General features: G+C 61.3%; 17 protein-coding genes and 4 tRNA genes. 17 read left to right on the top strand and 4 right to left on the bottom strand.

Going from position 1 to position 21,721, the window contains the following annotated elements; translation table 11 throughout:
- Positions 1-2: 2 nt before the first annotated feature.
- The 3 genes from F3H41_RS01475 to F3H41_RS21165 all read right to left on the bottom strand — a co-directional run bounded on the left by F3H41_RS01475 (position 3) and on the right by F3H41_RS21165 (position 1,223).
- Positions 3-78: transfer RNA gene (locus F3H41_RS01475), tRNA-Thr, on the bottom strand.
- A gap of 125 nt (positions 79-203) precedes the next feature.
- A complete protein-coding gene (locus tag F3H41_RS01480; protein ID WP_149736817.1) occupies positions 204-1,082 on the bottom strand; it encodes an RNA methyltransferase in 879 nt (292 codons plus the stop codon).
- 3 nt (positions 1,083-1,085) lie between these two features.
- Entirely contained in the window at positions 1,086-1,223 is a 138-nt protein-coding gene (locus F3H41_RS21165) for a hypothetical protein (protein ID WP_188129311.1), read from the bottom strand.
- An 85-nt stretch (positions 1,224-1,308) separates the two neighbouring features.
- Between F3H41_RS21165 and F3H41_RS01485 the strand changes: the two genes are divergently transcribed.
- The 14 genes from F3H41_RS01485 (at position 1,309) to F3H41_RS01555 (ending at position 17,750) form a co-directional block, all read left to right on the top strand.
- Positions 1,309-1,393, top strand: a tRNA-Tyr gene (locus F3H41_RS01485).
- Positions 1,394-1,418: 25 nt separating this feature from the next.
- Positions 1,419-1,492 (top strand) — tRNA-Gly (locus F3H41_RS01490).
- Between the two features lie 236 nt (positions 1,493-1,728).
- Positions 1,729-2,904: an elongation factor Tu gene (tuf, locus tag F3H41_RS01495; protein WP_149736818.1), complete on the top strand. Its 1,176-nt coding sequence runs from the start codon at positions 1,729-1,731 to the stop codon at positions 2,902-2,904.
- A 240-nt stretch (positions 2,905-3,144) separates the two neighbouring features.
- The gene (locus tag F3H41_RS01500) at positions 3,145-3,465 is read left to right on the top strand and encodes a hypothetical protein (RefSeq protein ID WP_244616043.1); all 321 of its coding nucleotides are present in this window, start codon (positions 3,145-3,147) and stop codon (positions 3,463-3,465) included.
- A gap of 117 nt (positions 3,466-3,582) precedes the next feature.
- Positions 3,583-3,658: transfer RNA gene (locus tag F3H41_RS01505), tRNA-Trp, on the top strand.
- Positions 3,659-4,029: 371 nt separating this feature from the next.
- Entirely contained in the window at positions 4,030-4,230 is a 201-nt protein-coding gene (gene secE / locus F3H41_RS01510) for a preprotein translocase subunit SecE (RefSeq protein ID WP_149736819.1), read from the top strand.
- Positions 4,231-4,247: 17 nt separating this feature from the next.
- A complete protein-coding gene (gene nusG / locus F3H41_RS01515; protein WP_149736820.1) occupies positions 4,248-4,778 on the top strand; it encodes a transcription termination/antitermination protein NusG in 531 nt (176 codons plus the stop codon).
- A 232-nt stretch (positions 4,779-5,010) separates the two neighbouring features.
- Positions 5,011-5,442 (top strand): 50S ribosomal protein L11, encoded by a 432-nt coding sequence (rplK, locus tag F3H41_RS01520; protein ID WP_149736821.1) that lies wholly within the window; start codon positions 5,011-5,013, stop codon positions 5,440-5,442.
- A gap of 4 nt (positions 5,443-5,446) precedes the next feature.
- The gene (rplA, locus tag F3H41_RS01525) at positions 5,447-6,142 is read left to right on the top strand and encodes a 50S ribosomal protein L1 (RefSeq protein ID WP_149736822.1); all 696 of its coding nucleotides are present in this window, start codon (positions 5,447-5,449) and stop codon (positions 6,140-6,142) included.
- A gap of 355 nt (positions 6,143-6,497) precedes the next feature.
- Complete coding sequence (gene rplJ / locus F3H41_RS01535) at positions 6,498-7,016, top strand: 50S ribosomal protein L10 (RefSeq protein WP_149736824.1); 519 nt, start codon at positions 6,498-6,500, stop codon at positions 7,014-7,016.
- A gap of 58 nt (positions 7,017-7,074) precedes the next feature.
- Entirely contained in the window at positions 7,075-7,452 is a 378-nt protein-coding gene (gene rplL / locus F3H41_RS01540; RefSeq protein WP_149736825.1) for a 50S ribosomal protein L7/L12, read from the top strand.
- A gap of 267 nt (positions 7,453-7,719) precedes the next feature.
- Positions 7,720-11,859 carry a DNA-directed RNA polymerase subunit beta gene (gene rpoB, locus F3H41_RS01545; protein WP_149736826.1) on the top strand — a complete coding sequence of 1,380 codons (4,140 nt, stop codon included), beginning with the start codon at positions 7,720-7,722 and terminating at the stop codon, positions 11,857-11,859.
- A 197-nt stretch (positions 11,860-12,056) separates the two neighbouring features.
- Entirely contained in the window at positions 12,057-16,265 is a 4,209-nt protein-coding gene (gene rpoC / locus F3H41_RS01550) for a DNA-directed RNA polymerase subunit beta' (RefSeq protein WP_149736827.1), read from the top strand.
- A gap of 216 nt (positions 16,266-16,481) precedes the next feature.
- A complete protein-coding gene (locus F3H41_RS01555; protein ID WP_188129312.1) occupies positions 16,482-17,750 on the top strand; it encodes a caspase family protein in 1,269 nt (422 codons plus the stop codon).
- A gap of 54 nt (positions 17,751-17,804) precedes the next feature.
- Here the strand turns inward: F3H41_RS01555 and F3H41_RS01560 are convergent, their stop codons facing one another.
- Positions 17,805-18,098: a transcriptional regulator gene (locus F3H41_RS01560; RefSeq protein WP_149738163.1), complete on the bottom strand. Its 294-nt coding sequence runs from the start codon at positions 18,096-18,098 to the stop codon at positions 17,805-17,807.
- A gap of 542 nt (positions 18,099-18,640) precedes the next feature.
- Between F3H41_RS01560 and rpsL the strand changes: the two genes are divergently transcribed.
- The 3 genes from rpsL (at position 18,641) to fusA (ending at position 21,697) form a co-directional block, all read left to right on the top strand.
- Positions 18,641-19,012: a 30S ribosomal protein S12 gene (gene rpsL / locus F3H41_RS01565; protein WP_003507760.1), complete on the top strand. Its 372-nt coding sequence runs from the start codon at positions 18,641-18,643 to the stop codon at positions 19,010-19,012.
- A gap of 84 nt (positions 19,013-19,096) precedes the next feature.
- Positions 19,097-19,567 carry a 30S ribosomal protein S7 gene (gene rpsG, locus F3H41_RS01570; protein ID WP_149736829.1) on the top strand — a complete coding sequence of 157 codons (471 nt, stop codon included), beginning with the start codon at positions 19,097-19,099 and terminating at the stop codon, positions 19,565-19,567.
- Between the two features lie 30 nt (positions 19,568-19,597).
- Entirely contained in the window at positions 19,598-21,697 is a 2,100-nt protein-coding gene (gene fusA, locus F3H41_RS01575; protein ID WP_149736830.1) for an elongation factor G, read from the top strand.
- Positions 21,698-21,721: the final 24 nt, after the last annotated feature.

Here is a 21,721-nt window from a genome sequence, read left to right on the forward strand (position 1 = left end):
AATGGTGCCCCCACCAGGACTCGAACCCGGGACCCCCTGATTACAAATCAGGTGCTCTACCAACTGAGCTATAAGGGCGCCCGCGCGCCGCTGCGGATGAACCGAAGGCGGCGGGTGATGGGAGCGGAGTTAGCACATCCTTGCCGACTGTAAAGGGGCAAAAGCGAAAACATCCGCTTCACTGCGCCTCCGCCCTCGGCGTGTCAGGCCTTCGTCAGGTGATGGCGGGCGGCATACATGGCAATGGCGGCGGCATTCGAGACGTTGAGCGACTTGATCGCGCCGGGCATGTCGAGGCGGGCGAGCGCCTTGCAGGTGCTGCGCGTCTTTTGCCGGAGGCCCTTGCCCTCCGAACCAAGCACCAGGGCGATTCGCTGCCCTTCGAGGGTCGCCTCAAGCGGTGCCGGCCCTTCCGAATCAAGGCCGATCGTCTGGAAGCCGAGCGCGTGAAGCTCTTCGAGCGCATCGGACAGATTGGTGATCTGGATATAGGGAATGAGTTCCAGCGCGCCGGAGGCCGATTTGGCAAGCACGCCCGATTCGGTCGGCGAATGCCGCATCGTGGTGATGACGGCGCCGGCGTCGAAGGCGACGGCCGACCGCATCAGCGCCCCGACATTGTGGGGATCGGTGACCTGATCGAGCACGAGCAGCAGGCGGCTGTCCTTCAGCGCATCGAGGCGGCGCACCGGCAGTGGTCGTGTCTCCAGCATCGCGCCCTGGTGGATGGCGTCGGGGCCAAGATGCTTGTCGAGCTGGCTCGGCTGCACCGTCTCCACGGGGAAGGGCAGGGCCGCGAGATCGTCGAGGCCGAGGCGTGCGGCGGCATTGGCCGTCACGCTGAGCCGGATGATCGTGCGAGCGGGATTGTCGAGCGCGGCGCGCACCGTATGGATGCCGTAAAGAAAGACCTGGTCGGGTGCGATCTGCGGCGCGGTCCAGCTTTCGGCCTGGCGCCGGCGGCGGTCATCGCGCGGCGTCGGGATCTCGCCGCGCTCGCGCTTCTGGTCGCGGTGCTGGCGTCTGAGCTTGGCAAAATGCGTGTCCTTGGCGGAGCGGCCGCCATTGTCATCCTGGGTCATCGGTCATCCCTGCTTTTGCCGCCTTATAGACCCTGCGGCGCGCAGGGCAAATGCCGCATTGAAGCCGATCTCCACAACCGGCTTCAAAAACATCGATTTTTTGTGACGGTTCGTGTTGACAGCATCGAGCTTGGCGGTCATATACCCGGCGCGGATCGGGGGGGCCAGACGGCCTTGACCCACGATACACGCGAACATGCTTGGACGACAGTCCCGCCGGAATAATGGAGGGATGCCCGAGTGGTTAAAGGGGACGGACTGTAAATCCGTTGGCTCAGCCTACGTTGGTTCAAATCCAACTCCCTCCACCATTCTGACGAGGACTGTCCGACGACCGCGGGTATAGCTCAATGGTAGAGCAGCAGCCTTCCAAGCTGAATACGCGGGTTCGATTCCCGCTACCCGCTCCAAATTCAAGACAGCGATAACCAGTTGACGCCGAAAGCGCTTTGCGCAAACCCGCCTTTTTGTGCGCTGGGTCGACACGCGTTTTGATCGGTGTTGCGGCACCTCGGCGGCCAGGCTGTCGCCCGCCTTGGATGTCCGACGCATTTAACCCTTGCGCAATCGTGGCGAAACCCTTAAACGCCTCCGCAAACCGGCCCGGGCCGGCTGACGCATTTGATGGATCATAGGATAACAGCCCATGGCAAAGAGCAAATTCGAGCGCAACAAGCCGCACGTCAACATCGGCACGATCGGCCACGTTGACCACGGCAAGACGTCCCTGACGGCTGCGATCACGAAGTACTTCGGCGAGTTCAAGGCGTATGACCAGATCGACGCCGCTCCGGAAGAAAAGGCCCGTGGTATCACGATCTCGACGGCACACGTCGAATACGAGACGGCGAACCGCCACTACGCCCACGTTGACTGCCCCGGCCACGCCGACTACGTCAAGAACATGATCACCGGTGCTGCCCAGATGGACGGCGCGATCCTGGTCTGCTCGGCCGCTGACGGCCCGATGCCGCAGACGCGCGAACACATCCTGCTGGCCCGCCAGGTCGGCGTTCCCGCCATCGTCGTGTTCCTGAACAAGGTCGACCAGGTCGACGACGCCGAGCTTCTCGAGCTCGTCGAACTCGAAGTGCGCGAACTTCTGTCGTCCTACGACTTCCCGGGCGACGACATTCCGATCGTCAAGGGTTCGGCTCTGGCCGCTCTGGAAGATTCGAACAAGACGATCGGCGAAGACGCGATCCGCGAGCTGATGGCTCAGGTCGACGCCTACATCCCGACGCCGGAACGTCCGATCGACCAGCCGTTCCTGATGCCGATCGAAGACGTGTTCTCGATCTCGGGCCGTGGTACGGTTGTGACGGGTCGCGTTGAGCGCGGTATCGTCAAGGTCGGCGAAGAAATCGAAATCGTCGGCATCCGCGCGACGACGAAGACGACCTGCACGGGCGTTGAAATGTTCCGCAAGCTGCTCGACCAGGGCCAGGCCGGCGACAACATCGGCGCGCTGCTGCGCGGCGTGACGCGTGACGGCGTCGAGCGTGGCCAGATCCTGTGCAAGCCGGGTTCGGTCAAGCCGCACAAGAAGTTCATGGCCGAAGCCTACATCCTGACGAAGGAAGAAGGCGGCCGTCATACGCCGTTCTTCACGAACTACCGTCCGCAGTTCTACTTCCGCACGACGGACGTCACCGGTATTGTGACGCTTCCGGAAGGCACGGAAATGGTCATGCCGGGCGACAACGTCACGGTTGCCGTCGAGCTGATCGTTCCGATCGCGATGGAAGAAAAGCTGCGCTTCGCGATCCGCGAAGGCGGCCGCACCGTCGGCGCCGGCATCGTCGCCTCGATCATCGAGTAATCGATGATCAGGGGCGGCGGGCCGAAAGCCTGCCGACGGCACTCAAAGTGTTCAGATGGCGCAGGCCCCAGGTAAAGGGTGGCGCGATCTGACCGCGGCGCCGGCATCGTCGCCTCGATCATCGCGTAATTGATTGCACCCGTTAGGGTTTGAAGGCCCCGCCGGAGACGGCGGGGCTTTTGTCGTTTCTGGCTTTCCAAAGCATGAGCGATAGAATGCATCGGGCGGGGAGGGCGCTTGATGTGGGATGGTGGAGCGATGGGGAGGGGGATCGCACGTGTCGGTGCTCATCTCCTTATAATTTGTATCGGCAGCCTCTATCTGCTCGACGCGGGAAGCCTGGCCTTTGCCGCCTGCCCGGAGCGCCCTGCCTGTCGCGGCTGCGGCTGCAAGGGTGGGCCGGGCTATCGTGGCCCGGGCGGACGCTGCGTCGGCTTCAAGGCGCTCGACAAAGTCTGCGGCATTCCACCGGAAACGCGCTGCACCTTCGAGAACGCGCGAGGCACAGGCGAGAACAAAGCGTGCGCTCTCGGCGGTGATGACACGAACAAAGCGTCCTAACGTCTTCCACCCGTTCAGGGAAATTCGTGGTCATCCATGGAAATTCGCTTGCCAAGGGCGCAATCGCATCTTAAAGGGAGCGCCATGCTCGCAGCGCGTAAGGCGCAGCCGGCTTCAAGGGGTATAGCTCAGTTGGTAGAGCGGCGGTCTCCAAAACCGCAGGTCGGGGGTTCGAGCCCCTCTGCCCCTGCCATGTCTTCAATTAAATGACCGTGAGACAGGCGCCGCACTGGCGATCACGCGCTCGTGGTTGCAGTGCCGGCTATGCCGCTTGTGGTGCGCGCCGGCTTTGCCTATATCGGGAGTGGCCCGAGAAGGTCGGGCAGGACAGATGGCCTTTAGGGGCGAATCGCGTGCAACGCGACGGGGATTTCGAAACTCTTAAAAGTCTTTCCGTGGCCCTTGCGAAAAACGGAATCGGGCGTTATACGAGCCGCAACAGACACGCGGCGCGTGGGGCTGAGAGTTCAGCCTTACGCGTCGATATCGTATGGGGTGATGGTGATTCGCTCCGCACGATGGCGGTGATCAGGCTGCCCAGGCAGCGAAAGGCGTGAATAGTCAATGGCATCCAAGACCAACCCGATGACGTTCCTGCGGCAGGTCCGCACCGAAACGTCGAAAGTGACGTGGCCGAGCCGGCGCGAGACGATGATCTCGACCCTGATGGTTTTCATCATGGCGATCGTCGCTGCTGCATTTTTCTTTGCGGCCGATCAGCTGATGGGCTGGGTGGTCAATTTCGCGCTGCATCTCGGCGCGTGATTGGACGGGAGACGGTAATGGCTGCTCGCTGGTATATTGTTCACGCTTATTCGAACTTCGAGAAGAAGGTCGCCGAATCGATCGAGGAGAAGGCTCGCCAGAAGGGGCTTGAGCATCTCTTCGAGAAGATCCTCGTTCCGACTGAGAAGGTCGTCGAGGTCCGTCGCGGTCGCAAGGTCGATGCGGAGCGCAAATTCTTCCCGGGTTACGTGATGGTTCGCGCCAACCTGACGGATGAGGCCTACCACCTCATCAAGAATACGCCGAAGGTGACGGGCTTCCTCGGTTCCGACAACAAGCCGGTTCCGATTCCCGATCAGGAGGCCGAGCGCATCCTGGGTCAGGTTCAGGATGGCGTCGAGCGTCCGAAGCCCTCTGTCTCCTTCGAGATCGGCGAGCAGGTCCGCGTTTCCGACGGTCCCTTTGCCTCGTTCAACGGCATCGTTCAGGATGTCGATGAAGAGCGCTCGCGCCTCAAGGTCGAAGTCTCGATCTTCGGCCGCGCCACGCCGGTCGAGCTCGAATACGGGCAGGTCGAAAAGGTCTGACAGATTTCCGGAGGGCTTCGGTTCTCCGGTCTTTGCCATCCGCGAAGGCGGGTGGCGCGCGGCGTTTGCCGCACCCCGCGTGGGAGGGGCCTGGCCTTGGCCGGGCAGGTGACCCGAACCACGCAACCGCAGCCGCCATCCGCAGCGTCGGATGGCAAGAGGGAGCCGCCGAATGGCGCTCCGCAACGGTCCGGAGACCTCTGGTGTCTGGATGTAACGAAGGCAGAGAGAAATGGCTAAGAAAGTTGCAGGCCACCTCAAGCTTCAGGTCAAGGCCGGCTCGGCAAATCCGTCGCCGCCGATCGGTCCTGCGCTTGGTCAGCGTGGTATTAACATCATGGAATTCTGCAAGGCGTTCAATGCCGCCACGCAGGAAATGGAAAAGGGTATGCCGATCCCGGTCGTCATCACCTATTACCAGGACAAGTCCTTCACCTTCGCGATGAAGCAGCCTCCGGTCAGCTACTGGCTGAAGAAGGAAGCCAAGATCACGTCCGGTTCCAAGACGCCCGGCAAGGGCGCTTCGGTCGGCAAGCTCACCAAGGCCCAGATCCAGACGATCGCCCAGGCCAAGATGAAGGATCTCAACGCTGCCGATATCGAAGGCGCAATGGCCATGATCGAGGGCTCCGCCCGCGCCATGGGCCTGGAAGTGGTAGGCTAAGACCATGGCAAAGCTCGCAAAGCGCGTACAGAAGTCCCGTGAGGGCATCGATCCGACCAAGCTCGTCGCCCTGACCGACGCCATCGCTCTCGTCAAGGAGCGTGCGACGGCCAAGTTCGACGAAACCGTCGAAGTCGCCATGAACCTCGGCGTTGACCCGCGTCATGCCGACCAGATGGTCCGCGGCGTTGTCAACCTGCCGAACGGCACGGGCCGCGACGTTCGCGTCGCCGTCTTCGCTCGCGGCGCCAAGGCCGATGAAGCAAAGGCTGCCGGTGCTGATGTCGTCGGCGCGGAAGACCTCGTGGAAATCGTTCAGGGCGGCAAGATCGATTTCGATCGCTGCATCGCAACCCCGGACATGATGCCGCTCGTCGGCCGCCTCGGTAAGGTTCTTGGCCCCCGCGGCATGATGCCGAACCCGAAGGTTGGTACGGTCACCATGGACGTTGCCGGTGCTGTCAAGGCATCCAAGGGCGGCGCCGTCGAGTTCCGCGTCGAGAAGGCTGGCATCATCCATGCCGGTATCGGCAAGGCTTCCTTCGACGCCAAGGCGCTCGAGGAAAACATCAAGGCCTTCGCCGACGCCGTCATCAAGGCGAAGCCGGCTGGCGCCAAGGGCAACTACGTCAAGCGCGTTGCCATTTCCTCGACGATGGGCCCGGGCGTCAAGATCGACCCCGCCACCGTTACGGCATGATTTTCGCCGGACCCCGTCAAGGGTCCGGTCACTCCGTTTCCCGGTCCTTCGGGGCCGGGAAATTCCGGAGAAATCCGGAGTTCCTGTCCGAGATTGCAGGTGGCCTTTGCCTTCGGGTGCTGGCCTTAATCGTCAGACCTGCATGAGACGGGTAAGAGCCGAATTCACTGAAGCGTCGGAGACGCGAATTTTGGTTCGAACCTCGCTTGCCTTGTGTCCGAGCCGGCCTGAGCCGGCAACGCCAAGGGACAGGATCCTCAAGCGTTGCTTGGGATCGAGTTAGAAGATCCCAGGTGACAAAGGCAACCCGGCGGGAGAAGCCCTCAAAGGCCATCCCGTCAACTGGAGACAGACAGTGGAAAGAGCGGAAAAACGCGAATTCGTCACGGAGCTGAACGAAGTCTTCAAGGCTTCCGGTTCGGTTGTCGTGGCCCACTATGCTGGTGTCACCGTCGCGCAGATGAACGACTTCCGTTCCAAGATGCGCGCTGCTGGCGGCACCGTCAAAGTCGCGAAGAACCGCCTGGCCAAGATCGCTCTTCAGGGTACGGAATCCGAGGGAATGTCGGACCTCTTCAAGGGTCAGACGCTCATTGCTTATGCCAATGATCCCATCACGGCTCCGAAGGTCGTCATGGATTTCGCCAAGACCAACGACAAGCTCGTTGTCCTCGGCGGCGCCATGGGTACGACCACGCTCAACGCGGAAGGCGTCAAGTCGCTTGCGACCCTGCCTTCGCTGGATGAACTGCGCGCCAAGCTTCTGGGCATGATCCAGACGCCGGCAACGCGCATCGCAGGTGTCGTCCAGGCACCGGCCGCCCAGCTCGCCCGCGTTTTTGCGGCCTATGCGAAGAAGGATGAAGCCGCATAAGGCGGTTTTTCACTGAACAGAAACCAAACCGGTTCGAACTGAACAAAGGACTAGTAAAATGGCTGATCTCGCAAAGATCGTTGAAGACCTCTCCTCGCTGACCGTCCTGGAAGCTGCTGAGCTTTCCAAGATGCTCGAAGAAAAGTGGGGCGTATCCGCCGCTGCTCCCGTAGCCGTTGCTGCCGCTGGCGGCGCTGCTGCTGCAGCTCCGGCAGAAGAAGAAAAGACCGAGTTCGACGTTATCCTGGTTGACGCTGGCGCCAACAAGATCAACGTCATCAAGGAAGTCCGCGCCATCACCGGCCTCGGCCTCAAGGAAGCCAAGGACCTCGTCGAAGGCGCTCCGAAGGCCGTCAAGGAAGCCATCTCCAAGGGTGAAGCTGCCGACCTCAAGAAGAAGCTCGAAGACGCCGGCGCCAAGGTCGACGTCAAGTAATTCTTCGGAATTTGCGAAGGGAGGTAGCCCGTTAAGGGCTGCCTCTCTTTGGTCTTTTTCGGAAACTATTACCCAAGAGCCCCTTCGTTTCAGGCTTTTGGGTAATGGGTTCTTCAAGAGGATGGTTTCAGGCATAAGGCGCAGGCAATCCGGCCGGCGCCTTCGGCACATGAAACGAGATTGATCCAACCCATTGATCTGACGGGTCCGACTGGCCAGCGGTTCCCGTCTCTTGCAGGCCCGGGTGCAAAAATCAAAGGAGCGACGATGGCTCAGACCCTTTCGTTTAACGGTCGTAGGCGCGTACGCAAGTTTTTCGGTAAGATCCCAGAAGTCGCAGAGATGCCGAACCTCATCGAGGTTCAGAAGGCGTCCTACGACCAGTTCCTCATGGTCGAAGAGCCCAAGGGCGGGCGTCCCGACGAAGGCCTGCAGGCCGTCTTCAAGTCCGTATTCCCGATCACCGACTTTTCGGGCGCCTCCATGCTCGAATTCGTCTCGTACGAATTCGAGCCGCCGAAGTTCGACGTCGATGAGTGCCGTCAGCGCGATCTGACCTACGCAGCGCCGCTGAAGGTGACGCTGCGCCTCATCGTTTTCGATATCGACGAGGATACCGGCGCGAAGTCCATCAAGGACATCAAGGAACAGAACGTCTACATGGGCGACATGCCGCTCATGACCGACAACGGCACCTTCATCGTCAACGGCACCGAGCGCGTCATTGTCTCGCAGATGCACCGTTCGCCGGGCGTCTTCTTCGACCACGACAAGGGCAAAAGCCATTCGTCGGGCAAGCTCCTGTTTGCCGCGCGCGTGATCCCCTATCGCGGTTCCTGGCTCGACATCGAGTTCGACGCCAAGGACATCGTCCATGCGCGTATCGACCGTCGCCGCAAGATCCCCGTCACCTCCCTGCTGATGGCCCTCGGCATGGACGGCGAAGAGATCCTCGAGACTTTCTACACCAAGTCGCTCTACCAGCGCGACGGCAAGGGCTGGCGCATTCCGTTCCAGCCGAACGCCATGAAGGGTCAGAAGACCGTTTCCGACCTCGTTGACGCCGACAGCGGCGAAGTCGTGGTGGAGGCTGGCAAGAAGCTGACGCCGCGCCTGCTGCGCACCCTGCAGGACAAGGGCCTCAAGGCTCTCAAGGCCAGCGACGACGATCTCTACGGCAACTATCTGGCCGAAGACCTCGTCAACTATGGCACGGGCGAGATCTATCTCGAAGCCGGCGATGAAATCGACGAAAAGACGCTGCAGGTCATCCTCGGCGCCGGTTTCGACGAAATCCCGGTTCTCGACATCGACCACATCAATGTCGGTGCCTACATCCGCAACACGCTGACCGTGGACAAGAACGAGAACCGTCAGGACGCTCTGTTCGACATCTACCGCGTGATGCGTCCGGGCGAGCCGCCGACCATGGATTCGGCCGAAGCCATGTTCCAGTCGCTGTTCTTCGATGCCGAGCGCTACGACCTGTCGGCCGTTGGCCGCGTCAAGATGAACATGCGTCTCGACCTCGACGCCGCCGATACGGTCCGCGTTCTGCGCAAGGAAGACATCCTGGCCGTTGTCCGGATGCTCGTTGACCTGCGCGACGGCAAGGGCGAGATCGACGACATCGACAACCTCGGCAACCGCCGTGTGCGTTCGGTCGGCGAACTCATGGAGAACCAGTATCGTCTGGGCCTCCTGCGCATGGAGCGCGCCATCAAGGAACGCATGTCGTCGATCGAGATCGACACCGTGATGCCGCAGGACCTGATCAATGCGAAGCCGGCTGCCGCCGCCGTTCGCGAGTTCTTCGGTTCCTCGCAGCTGTCGCAGTTCATGGACCAGGTGAACCCGCTCTCGGAAATTACCCACAAGCGCCGTCTTTCGGCCCTTGGCCCGGGTGGTCTGACCCGCGAGCGCGCCGGCTTCGAAGTCCGCGACGTTCATCCAACTCACTACGGCCGTATCTGCCCGATCGAGACGCCTGAGGGACCGAACATCGGTCTGATCAACTCGCTCGCAACCTTCGCTCGCGTCAACAAGTACGGCTTCATCGAAAGCCCGTACCGCAAGATCGTGGACGGCAAGGTGACGCGCGACGTGGTCTACCTCTCGGCCATGGAAGAAGCCAAGTATCACGTTGCCCAGGCAAACTCCGAACTCAACGAGGACCAGTCCTTCGTTGAAGAATTCGTCGTCTGCCGTCATGCCGGCGAAGTGATGCTGGCGCCGCGTGACCAGATCAACCTGATGGACGTCTCGCCGAAGCAGCTCGTTTCGGTCGCAGCCGCGCTCATCCCGTTCTTGGAAAACGACGACGCCAACCGCGCTCTCATGGGCTCGAACATGCAGCGTCAGGCCGTTCCGCTGCTGCGTGCCGAAGCCCCGTTCGTGGGCACCGGCATGGAGCCGGTGGTTGCACGTGATAGCGGCGCTGCCATCGCGGCCCGTCGTGGCGGCGTGGTCGACCAGGTGGATGCGACGCGTATCGTTATCCGCGCCACGGAAGACCTCGATCCCGGCAAGTCCGGCGTCGATATCTACCGCCTGCAGAAGTTCCAGCGTTCCAACCAGAACACCTGCGTCAACCAGCGCCCGCTGGTCAACGTCGGCGACGTCCTGAACAAGGGCGACATCATCGCGGACGGTCCCTCGACCGACCTGGGCGATCTCGCGCTTGGCCGGAACGCGCTCGTCGCGTTCATGCCGTGGAACGGTTACAACTACGAAGATTCGATCCTGCTCTCCGAGCGCATCGTGTCGGACGACGTGTTCACCTCCATCCACATCGAGGAATTCGAAGTGATGGCGCGTGACACCAAGCTGGGTCCGGAAGAAATCACGCGTGACATTCCGAACGTGTCGGAAGAAGCGCTGAAGAACCTCGACGAAGCTGGCATCGTCTATATCGGCGCAGAAGTTCAGCCCGGCGATATCCTCGTCGGCAAGATCACGCCGAAGGGCGAAAGCCCGATGACGCCGGAAGAAAAGCTTCTGCGCGCCATCTTCGGTGAAAAGGCCTCCGACGTGCGCGACACCTCCATGCGCATGCCGCCAGGCACCTTCGGCACCGTCGTCGAAGTTCGCGTCTTCAACCGCCATGGCGTGGAGAAGGACGAACGTGCGATGGCGATCGAGCGCGAAGAAATCGAGCGTCTCGCCAAGGACCGTGACGACGAACAGGCGATCCTCGATCGCAACGTCTACGCCCGCCTGATCGACATGCTGCGCGGTCACGTGGCGGTTGCCGGTCCGAAGGGCTTCAAGAAGGGCACCGAGCTCTCCAACGCCGTCGTCTCCGAATATCCCCGCTCGCAGTGGTGGATGTTCGCCGTGGAGAACGAAAAGGCGCAGGGCGAGATCGAAGCGCTTCGCGGCCAGTACGACGAATCCAAGGGGCGCCTTGAACAGCGCTTCATGGACAAGGTCGAGAAGGTCCAGCGCGGCGATGAAATGCCTCCGGGCGTGATGAAGATGGTCAAGGTCTTCGTCGCCGTGAAGCGCAAGATCCAGCCGGGCGACAAGATGGCCGGCCGTCACGGCAACAAGGGCGTCGTCTCGCGCATCGTACCGGTCGAGGACATGCCGTTCCTCGAAGACGGCACGCATGTGGACGTCGTTCTCAACCCGCTCGGCGTGCCCTCGCGCATGAACGTCGGCCAGATCCTCGAAACGCACCTCGGCTGGGCTTGCGCCGGCATGGGCAAGCAGATCGGCCAGATGCTCGACGCCTACAAGGAAAAGGGTGACATCCAGCCGCTGCGCGACACGATCGACGGCGTCATGGGCACCGGTCCGAAGGGCGAGCCGATCAAGGACTACGACGACGAATCGATCGTTCGTCTGGCCGAACAGACTCGCCGCGGCGTGTCGATCGCAACGCCCGTCTTCGACGGCGCTGTCGAGAAGGACGTCAACGAGATGCTCGAAATGGCCGGCCTCAAGGTCTCCGGTCAGTCGACGCTCTATGACGGCCGTACCGGCGAGACCTTCGACCGTCAGGTGACCGTCGGCTACATCTACATGCTGAAGCTGAACCACCTGGTCGACGACAAGATCCACGCCCGTTCGATCGGTCCTTACTCGCTCGTGACCCAGCAGCCGCTGGGTGGCAAGGCGCAGTTCGGCGGTCAGCGCTTCGGGGAAATGGAAGTCTGGGCGCTCGAAGCCTACGGCGCCGCCTACACCCTGCAGGAAATGCTGACGGTGAAGTCGGACGACGTGGCCGGTCGTACCAAGGTCTACGAAGCGATCGTGCGCGGCGACGACACGTTCGAGGCAGGCATTCCCGAGAGTTTCAACGTTCTCGTCAAGGAAATGCGCTCTCTCGGCCTGTCGGTGGAGCTTGAAAACTCCAAGCCCGACGAAAACGCGACGTCCCAGCTGCCCGACGCGGCGGAATGATGAACCAAGAAGGTGCGTGCCGAGGTTCGGCGCGCACCGCTTCCTGAAAGGCAGCCGTCACATGCGGCGCCTTTCGGGAAAGTGGCCGCGCGGCTCGCGCGGTCTCATCGGTTTAAGGGCAGGGGAGCCGGCATCCCGGGATTATCAGCCGGCCATCCCGCCAAGCTCAGGGCGATCCGCCCGTAAAGGAGACAGGCATGAACCAAGAGGTCATGAACCTTTTCAACCCGCAGGTCCCCGCGCAGACCTTCGATTCCATCCGGATTTCGATCGCGTCGCCGGAAAAGATCCTTTCGTGGTCCTACGGCGAAATCAAGAAGCCGGAAACGATCAACTACCGTACGTTCAAGCCGGAGCGTGACGGTCTCTTCTGCGCGCGCATCTTCGGGCCCATCAAGGACTACGAGTGCCTGTGCGGCAAGTACAAGCGCATGAAGTACAAGGGCATCATTTGCGAAAAGTGCGGCGTCGAAGTCACGTTGTCGCGCGTTCGCCGCGAGCGCATGGGCCATATCGAGCTCGCCGCGCCCGTTGCCCACATCTGGTTCCTGAAGTCCCTGCCGAGCCGCATTTCGACGCTGCTCGACATGACGCTGAAGGATATCGAGCGCGTTCTCTATTTCGAGAACTACATCGTCACGGAACCGGGCCTGACCTCGCTGAAGGAAAACCAGCTCCTCAGCGAAGAAGAGTACATGATCGCGGTCGATGAATTCGGTGAAGACCAGTTCACGGCCATGATCGGCGCGGAAGCCATCTACGAGATGCTCGCTTCCATGAACCTTGAGAAGATCGCGGGCGACCTGCGTTCCGACATGGCCGAGACCACGTCGGATCTCAAGCAGAAGAAGCTGATGAAGCGCCTGAAGATCGTCGAGAACTTCATGGAGAGCGGCAACCGTCCGGAATGGATGATCATGAAGGTCGTTCCGGTCATCCCGCCGGACCTGCGCCCGCTGGTTCCGCTCGATGGCGGCCGTTTTGCGACCTCCGACCTCAACGATCTCTATCGCCGCGTCATCAACCGCAACAACCGTCTGAAGCGCCTGATCGAGCTTCGTGCGCCGGGCATCATCATCCGTAACGAGAAGCGCATGCTTCAGGAATCGGTGGATGCGCTGTTCGACAACGGTCGTCGCGGTCGCGTCATCACGGGTGCCAACAAGCGCCCGCTGAAGTCGCTCTCCGACATGCTGAAGGGCAAGCAGGGCCGCTTCCGCCAGAACCTGCTCGGCAAGCGCGTCGACTATTCCGGCCGTTCGGTCATCGTGACAGGTCCGGAACTGAAGCTGCACCAGTGCGGCCTGCCGAAGAAGATGGCGCTCGAGCTCTTCAAGCCGTTCATCTATGCCCGCCTCGACGCGAAGGGTTTCTCCTCGACCGTCAAGCAGGCCAAGAAGCTCGTTGAAAAGGAAAAGCCCGAGGTTTGGGACATCCTCGACGAGGTCATCCGCGAGCATCCGGTTCTCCTCAACCGCGCACCGACGCTGCATCGCCTGGGTATCCAGGCCTTCGAACCGATCCTGGTCGAAGGCAAGGCCATCCAGTTGCACCCGCTCGTCTGCACGGCCTTCAACGCCGACTTCGACGGTGACCAGATGGCCGTTCACGTGCCGCTGTCGCTGGAAGCCCAGCTCGAAGCCCGCGTGCTGATGATGTCGACCAACAACATCCTGCACCCGGCCAACGGCGCGCCGATCATCGTTCCCTCGCAGGACATGGTTCTCGGCCTCTACTACTTGTCGATCCTCAACCAGAACGAGCCGGGCGAAGGCATGGCCTTCTCGGACATGGGCGAGCTGCACCACGCGCTCGAAACCAAGGCCGTGACGCTGCATGCCAAGATCCGTGGCCGCTTCAAGACCGTGGATGCCGAAGGCAAGCCGGTCTCGAAGATCTATGAGACGACCCCCGGCCGCATGATCATCGGCGAACTTTTGCCGAAGAACGTCAATGTGCCCTTCGACATCTGCAATCAGGAGATGACGAAGAAGAACATTTCCAAGATGATCGACACCGTCTACCGCCACTGCGGCCAGAAGGACACGGTTATCTTCTGCGACCGCATCATGCAGCTCGGCTTCACCCATGCCTGCCGTGCCGGCATTTCGTTCGGCAAGGACGACATGATCATTCCGGAAACAAAGGCCAAGATCGTCGGTGATACCGAGACCCTGGTGAAGGAATACGAGCAGCAGTACAATGACGGCCTGATCACCCAGGGCGAAAAGTACAACAAGGTCGTCGACGCTTGGGGCAAGGCCACCGAAAAGGTCGCCGAAGACATGATGGCCCGCATTAAGGCCGTCGAGTTCGATCCGGCGACGAACCGCCAGAAGCCGATGAACGCCATCTACATGATGTCGCACTCCGGTGCCCGTGGTTCGCCGAACCAGATGCGCCAGCTGGGCGGCATGCGCGGCCTCATGGCCAAGCCGTCGGGCGAGATCATCGAAACGCCGATCATCTCGAACTTCAAGGAAGGCCTGACCGTGAACGAGTACTTCAACTCGACGCACGGTGCCCGTAAGGGTCTGGCAGACACCGCCCTGAAGACGGCAAACTCCGGTTACCTGACGCGTCGTCTCGTCGACGTCGCCCAGGACTGCATCGTCAACATGGTCGATTGCGGAACCGAGACCGGCCTCACCATGACCGCCATCGTCGATGCCGGTCAGGTCGTTGCTTCCCTCGGCGCCCGTATCCTCGGTCGTACCGCTCTTGATGATATCGATCATCCGGTCACCGGCGAGCGTATCGTCGATGCCGGCAAGATGATCCTCGAGCCCGATGTCATCGAGATCGAGAAGGCCGGCATCCAGTCGATCCGCATCCGTTCGGCGCTGACCTGCGAAGTGCAGACCGGTGTCTGCTCGGTCTGCTACGGTCGTGACCTTGCACGCGGAACGCCCGTCAACATGGGCGAAGCCGTGGGCGTCATCGCGGCCCAGTCGATCGGCGAGCCGGGCACGCAGCTGACCATGCGTACCTTCCATCTTGGCGGCACCGCGAACGTGGTCGACCAGTCGTTCCTGGAAGCGTCCTATGAAGGCACCGTCCAGATCAAGAACCGCAACATGCTGCGCAACTCCGAAGGCAACCTGATTGCCATGGGCCGCAACATGGCGGTGACGATCCTTGACGAGCGCGGCGTGGAACGTTCCTCGCAGCGCGTCGCCTACGGCTCGCGCATCTTCGTGGACGATGGTGACAAGGTGAAGCGCGGCCAGCGTCTCGCCGAATGGGATGCCTACACCCGTCCGATGATGACCGAAGTCGAGGGCGTCGTTGCCTTTGAAGACGTCGTCAACGGTATCTCGGTGAAGGAAGAGACCGACGAAGTCACGGGTATCACCAAGCGCCAGATCATCGACTGGCGTTCGACCCCGCGCGGTACGGACCTCAAGCCGGCGATCGTCATCAAGGACAAGAACGGCAACGTGGCCAAGCTGTCGCGTGGCGGCGAAGCCCGTTCGTTCCTGTCGGTGGATGCGATTCTGTCGGTCGAGCCGGGCCAGAAGGTCAGCCAGGGCGACGTTCTCGCCCGTTCGCCGCTCGAAAGCGCCAAGACCAAGGACATCACCGGTGGTCTGCCGCGCGTGGCCGAACTGTTCGAAGCCCGTCGTCCGAAGGACCACGCCATCATCGCGGAGATCGATGGTACGGTTCGTTTCGGCCGCGACTACAAGAACAAGCGTCGCGTCATCATCGAGCCGGCGGAAGACGGCGTCGAGCCGGTCGAGTACCTGATCCCGAAGGGCAAGCCCTTCCATCTTCAGGATGGCGACTACATCGAAAAGGGTGACTACATCCTCGACGGCAACCCGGCACCGCACGACATCCTGGCGATCAAGGGCGTGGAAGCACTCGCTTCCTACCTCGTGAACGAAATCCAGGAAGTCTACCGTCTGCAGGGCGTTGTCATCAACGACAAGCACATCGAGGTGATCGTTCGCCAGATGCTCCAGAAGGTGGAAATCACCGATGCGGGCGACTCGACCTACATTGTCGGCGACAATGTGGACCGGATCGAACTCGAAGACGTCAACGATGCGCTGATCGAACAGGGCAAGAAGCCGGCTTCCGGCGATCCCGTCCTGCTCGGTATCACCAAGGCATCGCTGCAGACGCCGTCCTTCATCTCGGCCGCATCCTTCCAGGAGACCACCAAGGTTCTCACGGAAGCTGCCGTCGCGGGCAAGACGGACGGCCTGCAGGGCCTCAAGGAAAACGTCATCGTCGGTCGCCTGATCCCGGCCGGTACCGGTGGTACCATGACGCAGATCCGCCGCATTGCCACCTCGCGCGACGAGATGATCCTCGACGAGCGCCGCAAGTCGACGGGTGCTGATACCGCTACCCCGATGCTGGCCGACCTCGCCGGCGAGAATGGTCCGGCCGAATAAGGCCGGGCGTTAAACTGATGTTGAAAGGGCTGCCGGGAAAACCGGCGGCCCTTTTTGCGTTGCAGCCGTAAAATGTGCTGTCATGCAGGACCATTTTCGCCAACTATGCTGAGGGAAGGCCGGCGTCTGGGGGGAGGGCGGGTGATGAAGCTTTGGATTCTGTTGGGGTTCTGCGTCGCGTTTCTGGCAACGGGGCAGGCGGCTGCGGAGAGGCGTGTGGCGCTGGTTGTCGGAAATGCCGAGTACCAGCATGCCGGCCGGTTGAAAAATCCGTCGAACGACGCGGACGACATGTCGGAGGCGCTGAAAAAATACGGCTTCGAAGTGGTCGTCGCCAAGGATAGCGATTCACGACAGTTCGAGCGGGACATCGAGACATTCGCGCAGGCCATGCACGATGCGGACGTGGCGCTCTTCTACTATTCAGGTCATGCGCTGCAACTTGGCAGCGCCAATTACCTTCTTCCTGTCGATTTCAACGCCGACACCGAGCTGGCTGCCAAGCGCCAGGCTTTTGCACTGGCGGACATCATCGAGCAGATGGAGCGCGCTGCGAAAGTCAGCCTCATCTTTCTGGATGCATGCCGCAACAATCCGCTTGCGGAAACGCTGGGGGCGAAGCTGGAGAGTTCCGGTCGCTCCGCGATCCTCGGACGGGGTCTAGCGCCTGTTTCTGCCGGAAGCGCCAATACGATGATTGTTTTCGCCACGGCTCCGGGATCGGTCGCGGCTGACGGGCAGGGTCGCAACAGTCCGTTCACCCAGTCGATGCTGTTGAACATGGCATCTCCCGGCGTTGAAATCGAAACGATGATGAAGCGCGTGACGAACGAGGTTGCGACGGGAAGCGCGCGCCAGCAAATGCCTGAACGCCTGTCCAAACTGACGGTCGAGTTCTATTTTCAACCTCGCCAGCCGGCTTCGGCCCAGACGGCTGTCGAGGCAGGTGAAAATCAGTCCGATGCCCGGCCGGATGCCGGAATTGCAGCGGAAGCGGCGTTCTGGCAGGCGATCCAGTCATCGACACGACCTGACGATTTCGAGGACTACCTCGCGGGCGTGAAAGCCGGCCGTTTCACAGGCCTGTTCACCTCGCTCGCCGAGCGGCGACTGGTCGAACTGCGTGGCGCAACTGCGCAAGAAGCCGCTGTTCGCACGGATGAGACGCCCCGGGAGGCGCCCGACGCTACGGGGACCATCGCGGTGGCCAAGCTCAAATCGATCACCACGCGGGGTATGAACGGCAACGTCCTGGTCGAGGGGACGATCCGAAAGACCGGAAACACGCAGTGGGTCGAGACCAACACGCAAAACCCTGCCGGCCTCACCTTCGAGCAGGTCGAGATCAACGACAGCAGCCTCGTTCTTTTCGACACGAGCCGCTCGCTCTACCTGAAGATCGACCTTGCTGAAAAACTGACCTACTGGCGACAGGATCAGAGTGCTGCATGGAACCTTCTCTACACCGTGGTGGAGAGCCGGTAAGACGGGGGGCGAGGCAGAGTCCCGCTGCGCACCTCGCCTGTCGTCAGATGAACGTCATGCAAACCGGATGATCGAGACTTCGCCGGCAAGCGCGCCGCGATAGGCCGAGGCGTGCGGCTCTTCTTCGGGCTCGCCCATCAGCGTGCCGATCTGGTCGAGATCGGCTTCGAGGAAGCCTTCCTCGGCAAGCGCTTCCAGCGCCTCGCGCACGGCGCTGTCGTCGTCCGCGGCGCGCAGGATCACGTGGATGGAGACGCCCTCGGTTTCCGGCTCCTCATAGGCCGTGCCGATGACGATGAAGACGAGGATTTCGTCGGACTTGTTGTCGTTGTCATGGGCGTTGGCCATGGCTGCTCCTTTGCTGGTCATTGACTACCCTATGGCCGAACTGTGCCGCCGGTGCGAGAGAAAATCACTGTCCTCAGGAAAATTCGAGTCGCCCGGAGAGGCGGATGCGGGGAGGGAATCGCTCTTTACCTTGACGAGAACCGGGGGCTTCTGGAAGGGTTTAAGCCTGCCCAAGGGCGGCAAAAACAGAGCTCGAAGCAAAGCAAAGCCCGCAAATGCCGAGATTCTTTGAGCCTGCCGAGGCCTGCGCCCTTGACGCAACGGGTTGAAATCAGTACACCGCGCGCCATCAGGGCCCATGTGGGGCAGGGTGTTGTCGGCCTTAAACTGCCGCTGGCACAGCCTCAAACAGGTCCCGAACAAACGCTGACGACGAAAAGTGCTGCTCGCACGACGCCGTAACAGGCGTCCTCTGCCTTGACAGGGGCCATCCGCAGGCAAGCGGATCGGCCCTCGTTTTGCGCATTTTGATGACGTACGCAAGCCGGCGACGGCACCGCCCGCCCGCAAGGGTAACGACAAGAATTGTAAGGGATGGTTATATGCCTACCGTAAACCAGCTGATCCGCAAGCCGCGTCAGGCACAGGTCAAGCGCAACAAGGTTCCTGCCCTGCAGGAAAACCCGCAGAAGCGTGGTGTTTGCACCCGCGTCTATACCACGACCCCGAAGAAGCCGAACTCGGCTCTGCGTAAGGTCGCCAAGATCCGCCTGACCAATGGCTTCGAAGTCATCGGCTACATCCCGGGCGAAGGCCACAACCTTCAGGAACACTCCGTGGTCATGATCCGCGGCGGCCGCGTGAAGGACCTTCCGGGTGTGCGTTACCACATCATCCGCGGCGTTCTCGATACGCAGGGTGTGAAGAACCGCAAGCAGCGCCGCTCCAAGTACGGTGCAAAGCGTCCGAAGTAAGCTTTCGGATTTTAACGATTTTCGGGCGCTGCGCGAGGTTCTCCGCGTGATAAAGCGCCGCCAACCAATGAAGAGACGAGACGTATGTCCAGACGCCATAAAGCAGAAAAGCGCGAGATCAACCCGGATCCCAAGTTCGGTGACCTCGTCGTCACGAAGTTCATGAACGCCATCATGCTGCACGGGAAGAAGTCCGTCGCCGAAACCATCGTCTACGGTGCGTTCGACGTCGTTCAGACCAAGACCAAGCAGGAGCCGATCGGCGTATTCCATTCTGCTCTCGACAACATCGCCCCGCACGTCGAAGTCCGTTCGCGTCGCGTCGGTGGTGCAACCTACCAGGTTCCGGTCGATGTGCGTCCGGAGCGCCGCCAGGCACTCGCCATCCGCTGGCTGATCGCCGCAGCTCGCAAGCGCAACGAAACCACCATGGTCGATCGCCTCTCCGGCGAACTCATGGATGCCGCCAACAACCGCGGCAGCGCAGTGAAGAAGCGCGAAGACACCCACAAGATGGCCGACGCCAACCGCGCCTTCTCGCACTACCGCTGGTAATCGACGAACGTTTTTCGAAAGGACGCCTTCATGGCTCGCGAATATAAAATCGAAGACTACCGCAACTTCGGCATCATGGCCCACATCGATGCCGGCAAGACGACGACCACTGAACGCATCCTCTACTACACCGGCAAGTCCCACAAGATCGGCGAAGTCCATGACGGCGCTGCCACCATGGACTGGATGGAGCAGGAGCAGGAGCGCGGCATCACGATCACGTCCGCTGCCACCACGACCTTCTGGAAGGGCCGTGACGGCAAGATGCGCCGCTTCAACATCATCGACACCCCCGGCCACGTGGACTTCACCATCGAAGTCGAGCGTTCGCTGCGCGTGCTCGACGGTGCGATCGCCCTGCTCGACGCCAACGCCGGCGTTGAGCCGCAGACGGAAACCGTCTGGCGCCAGGCCGAGAAGTACAACGTTCCGCGCATGATCTTCTGCAACAAGATGGACAAGACGGGCGCGGACTTCTACCGCTCGGTGTCCATGATCAAGTCGCGCCTCGGTGCGATCCCGGTCGTCATGCAGCTCCCGATCGGCGCAGAAACCGAATTCAAGGGCGTCATCGACCTGATCGAGATGAACGCGCTCGTCTGGCGTGACGAATCGCTCGGTGCGCAGTGGGACGTCGTCGAAATTCCGGAAGACATGCGTGATCAGGCGGAAGAATACCGCGAACTGCTGATCGAAACGGTTGTCGAAGCCGACGAAGCTGCGATGGAAGCCTATCTGGAAGGCGTCATGCCCGACAACGACCAGATCCGCGCCCTCGTTCGTCGCGGCACCATCGACGTCAAGTTCCATCCGATGTTCTGCGGCACCGCCTTCAAGAACAAGGGCGTTCAGCCGCTGCTCGACGCCGTCGTGGACTACCTGCCGTCGCCGATCGACATCCCCGCCATCAAGGGTATCGACGTCAAGACCGAAGCCGAGATCGAGCGTCACGCAGACGATGCCGAGCCGCTCTCCATGCTCGCCTTCAAGATCATGAACGACCCCTTCGTCGGTTCGCTCACCTTCGCCCGCATCTACTCCGGCAAGCTCGAAAAGGGCTCGTCTGTCATGAACACGGTCAAGGAAAAGCGCGAGCGCGTCGGCCGCATGCTGCAGATGCACTCCAACTCGCGTGAAGACATCGAAGAAGCCTTCGCCGGCGACATCGTTGCCCTCGCAGGCCTCAAGGAAACCACCACGGGCGACACCCTCTGCGATCCCCTGAAGCCGGTTATCCTCGAGCGCATGGAATTCCCCGAGCCGGTCATCCAGATCGCGATCGAGCCGAAGTCCAAGGGCGACCAGGAAAAGATGGGCCTCGCGCTCAACCGCCTCGCAGCCGAAGACCCGTCCTTCCGCGTCAAGACCGATGAGGAATCCGGCCAGACGATCATCGCCGGCATGGGCGAGCTTCACCTCGACATCATCGTCGACCGCATGCGTCGCGAGTTCAAGGTCGAAGCCAACGTCGGTGCCCCGCAGGTTGCCTACCGCGAGACCATCACGCGCCTCACCGAAAAGGACTACACGCACAAGAAGCAGACCGGTGGTACCGGCCAGTTCGCCCGCGTGAAGCTCGTTTTCGAACCGAACCCGGAAGGCGAAGACTTCAAGTTCGAGTCGAAGATCGTCGGCGGTGCTGTTCCCAAGGAATACATCCCGGGCGTTCAGAAGGGCATCGAAAGCGTTCTGTCCGCCGGTCCGCTGGCAGGCTTCCCGATGCTGGGCGTCAAGGCGACGCTCATCGACGGTGCCTTCCACGACGTCGACTCCTCGGTCCTGGCCTTCGAAATCGCCTCGCGCGCCTGCTTCCGTGAAGCATCCCGCGAAGCCGGCGCACAGCTTCTGGAGCCGATGATGAAGGTTGAAGTCGTGACGCCGGAAGACTATGTCGGCGACGTCATCGGCGACCTGAACTCGCGTCGTGGCCAGATCCAGGGCCAGGAACAGCGCGGCATCGCGATCGTCATCAGCGCCCACGTGCCGCTGGCGAACATGTTCAAGTACGTGGACAACCTGCGCTCCATGTCGCAGGGCCGTGCCCAGTACTCGATGGTCTTCGATCACTATGCGCCGGTTCCCAACAACGTCGCGCAGGAAATCCAGGCGAAGTATTCCGGTCAGAAGTGACCGGAATACCGGACCATACGAACT

The sequence above is a fragment of the Rhizobium sp. RU20A genome, from assembly GCF_900155885.1.
In the GTDB taxonomy this organism is placed as follows: domain Bacteria; phylum Pseudomonadota; class Alphaproteobacteria; order Rhizobiales; family Rhizobiaceae; genus RU20A.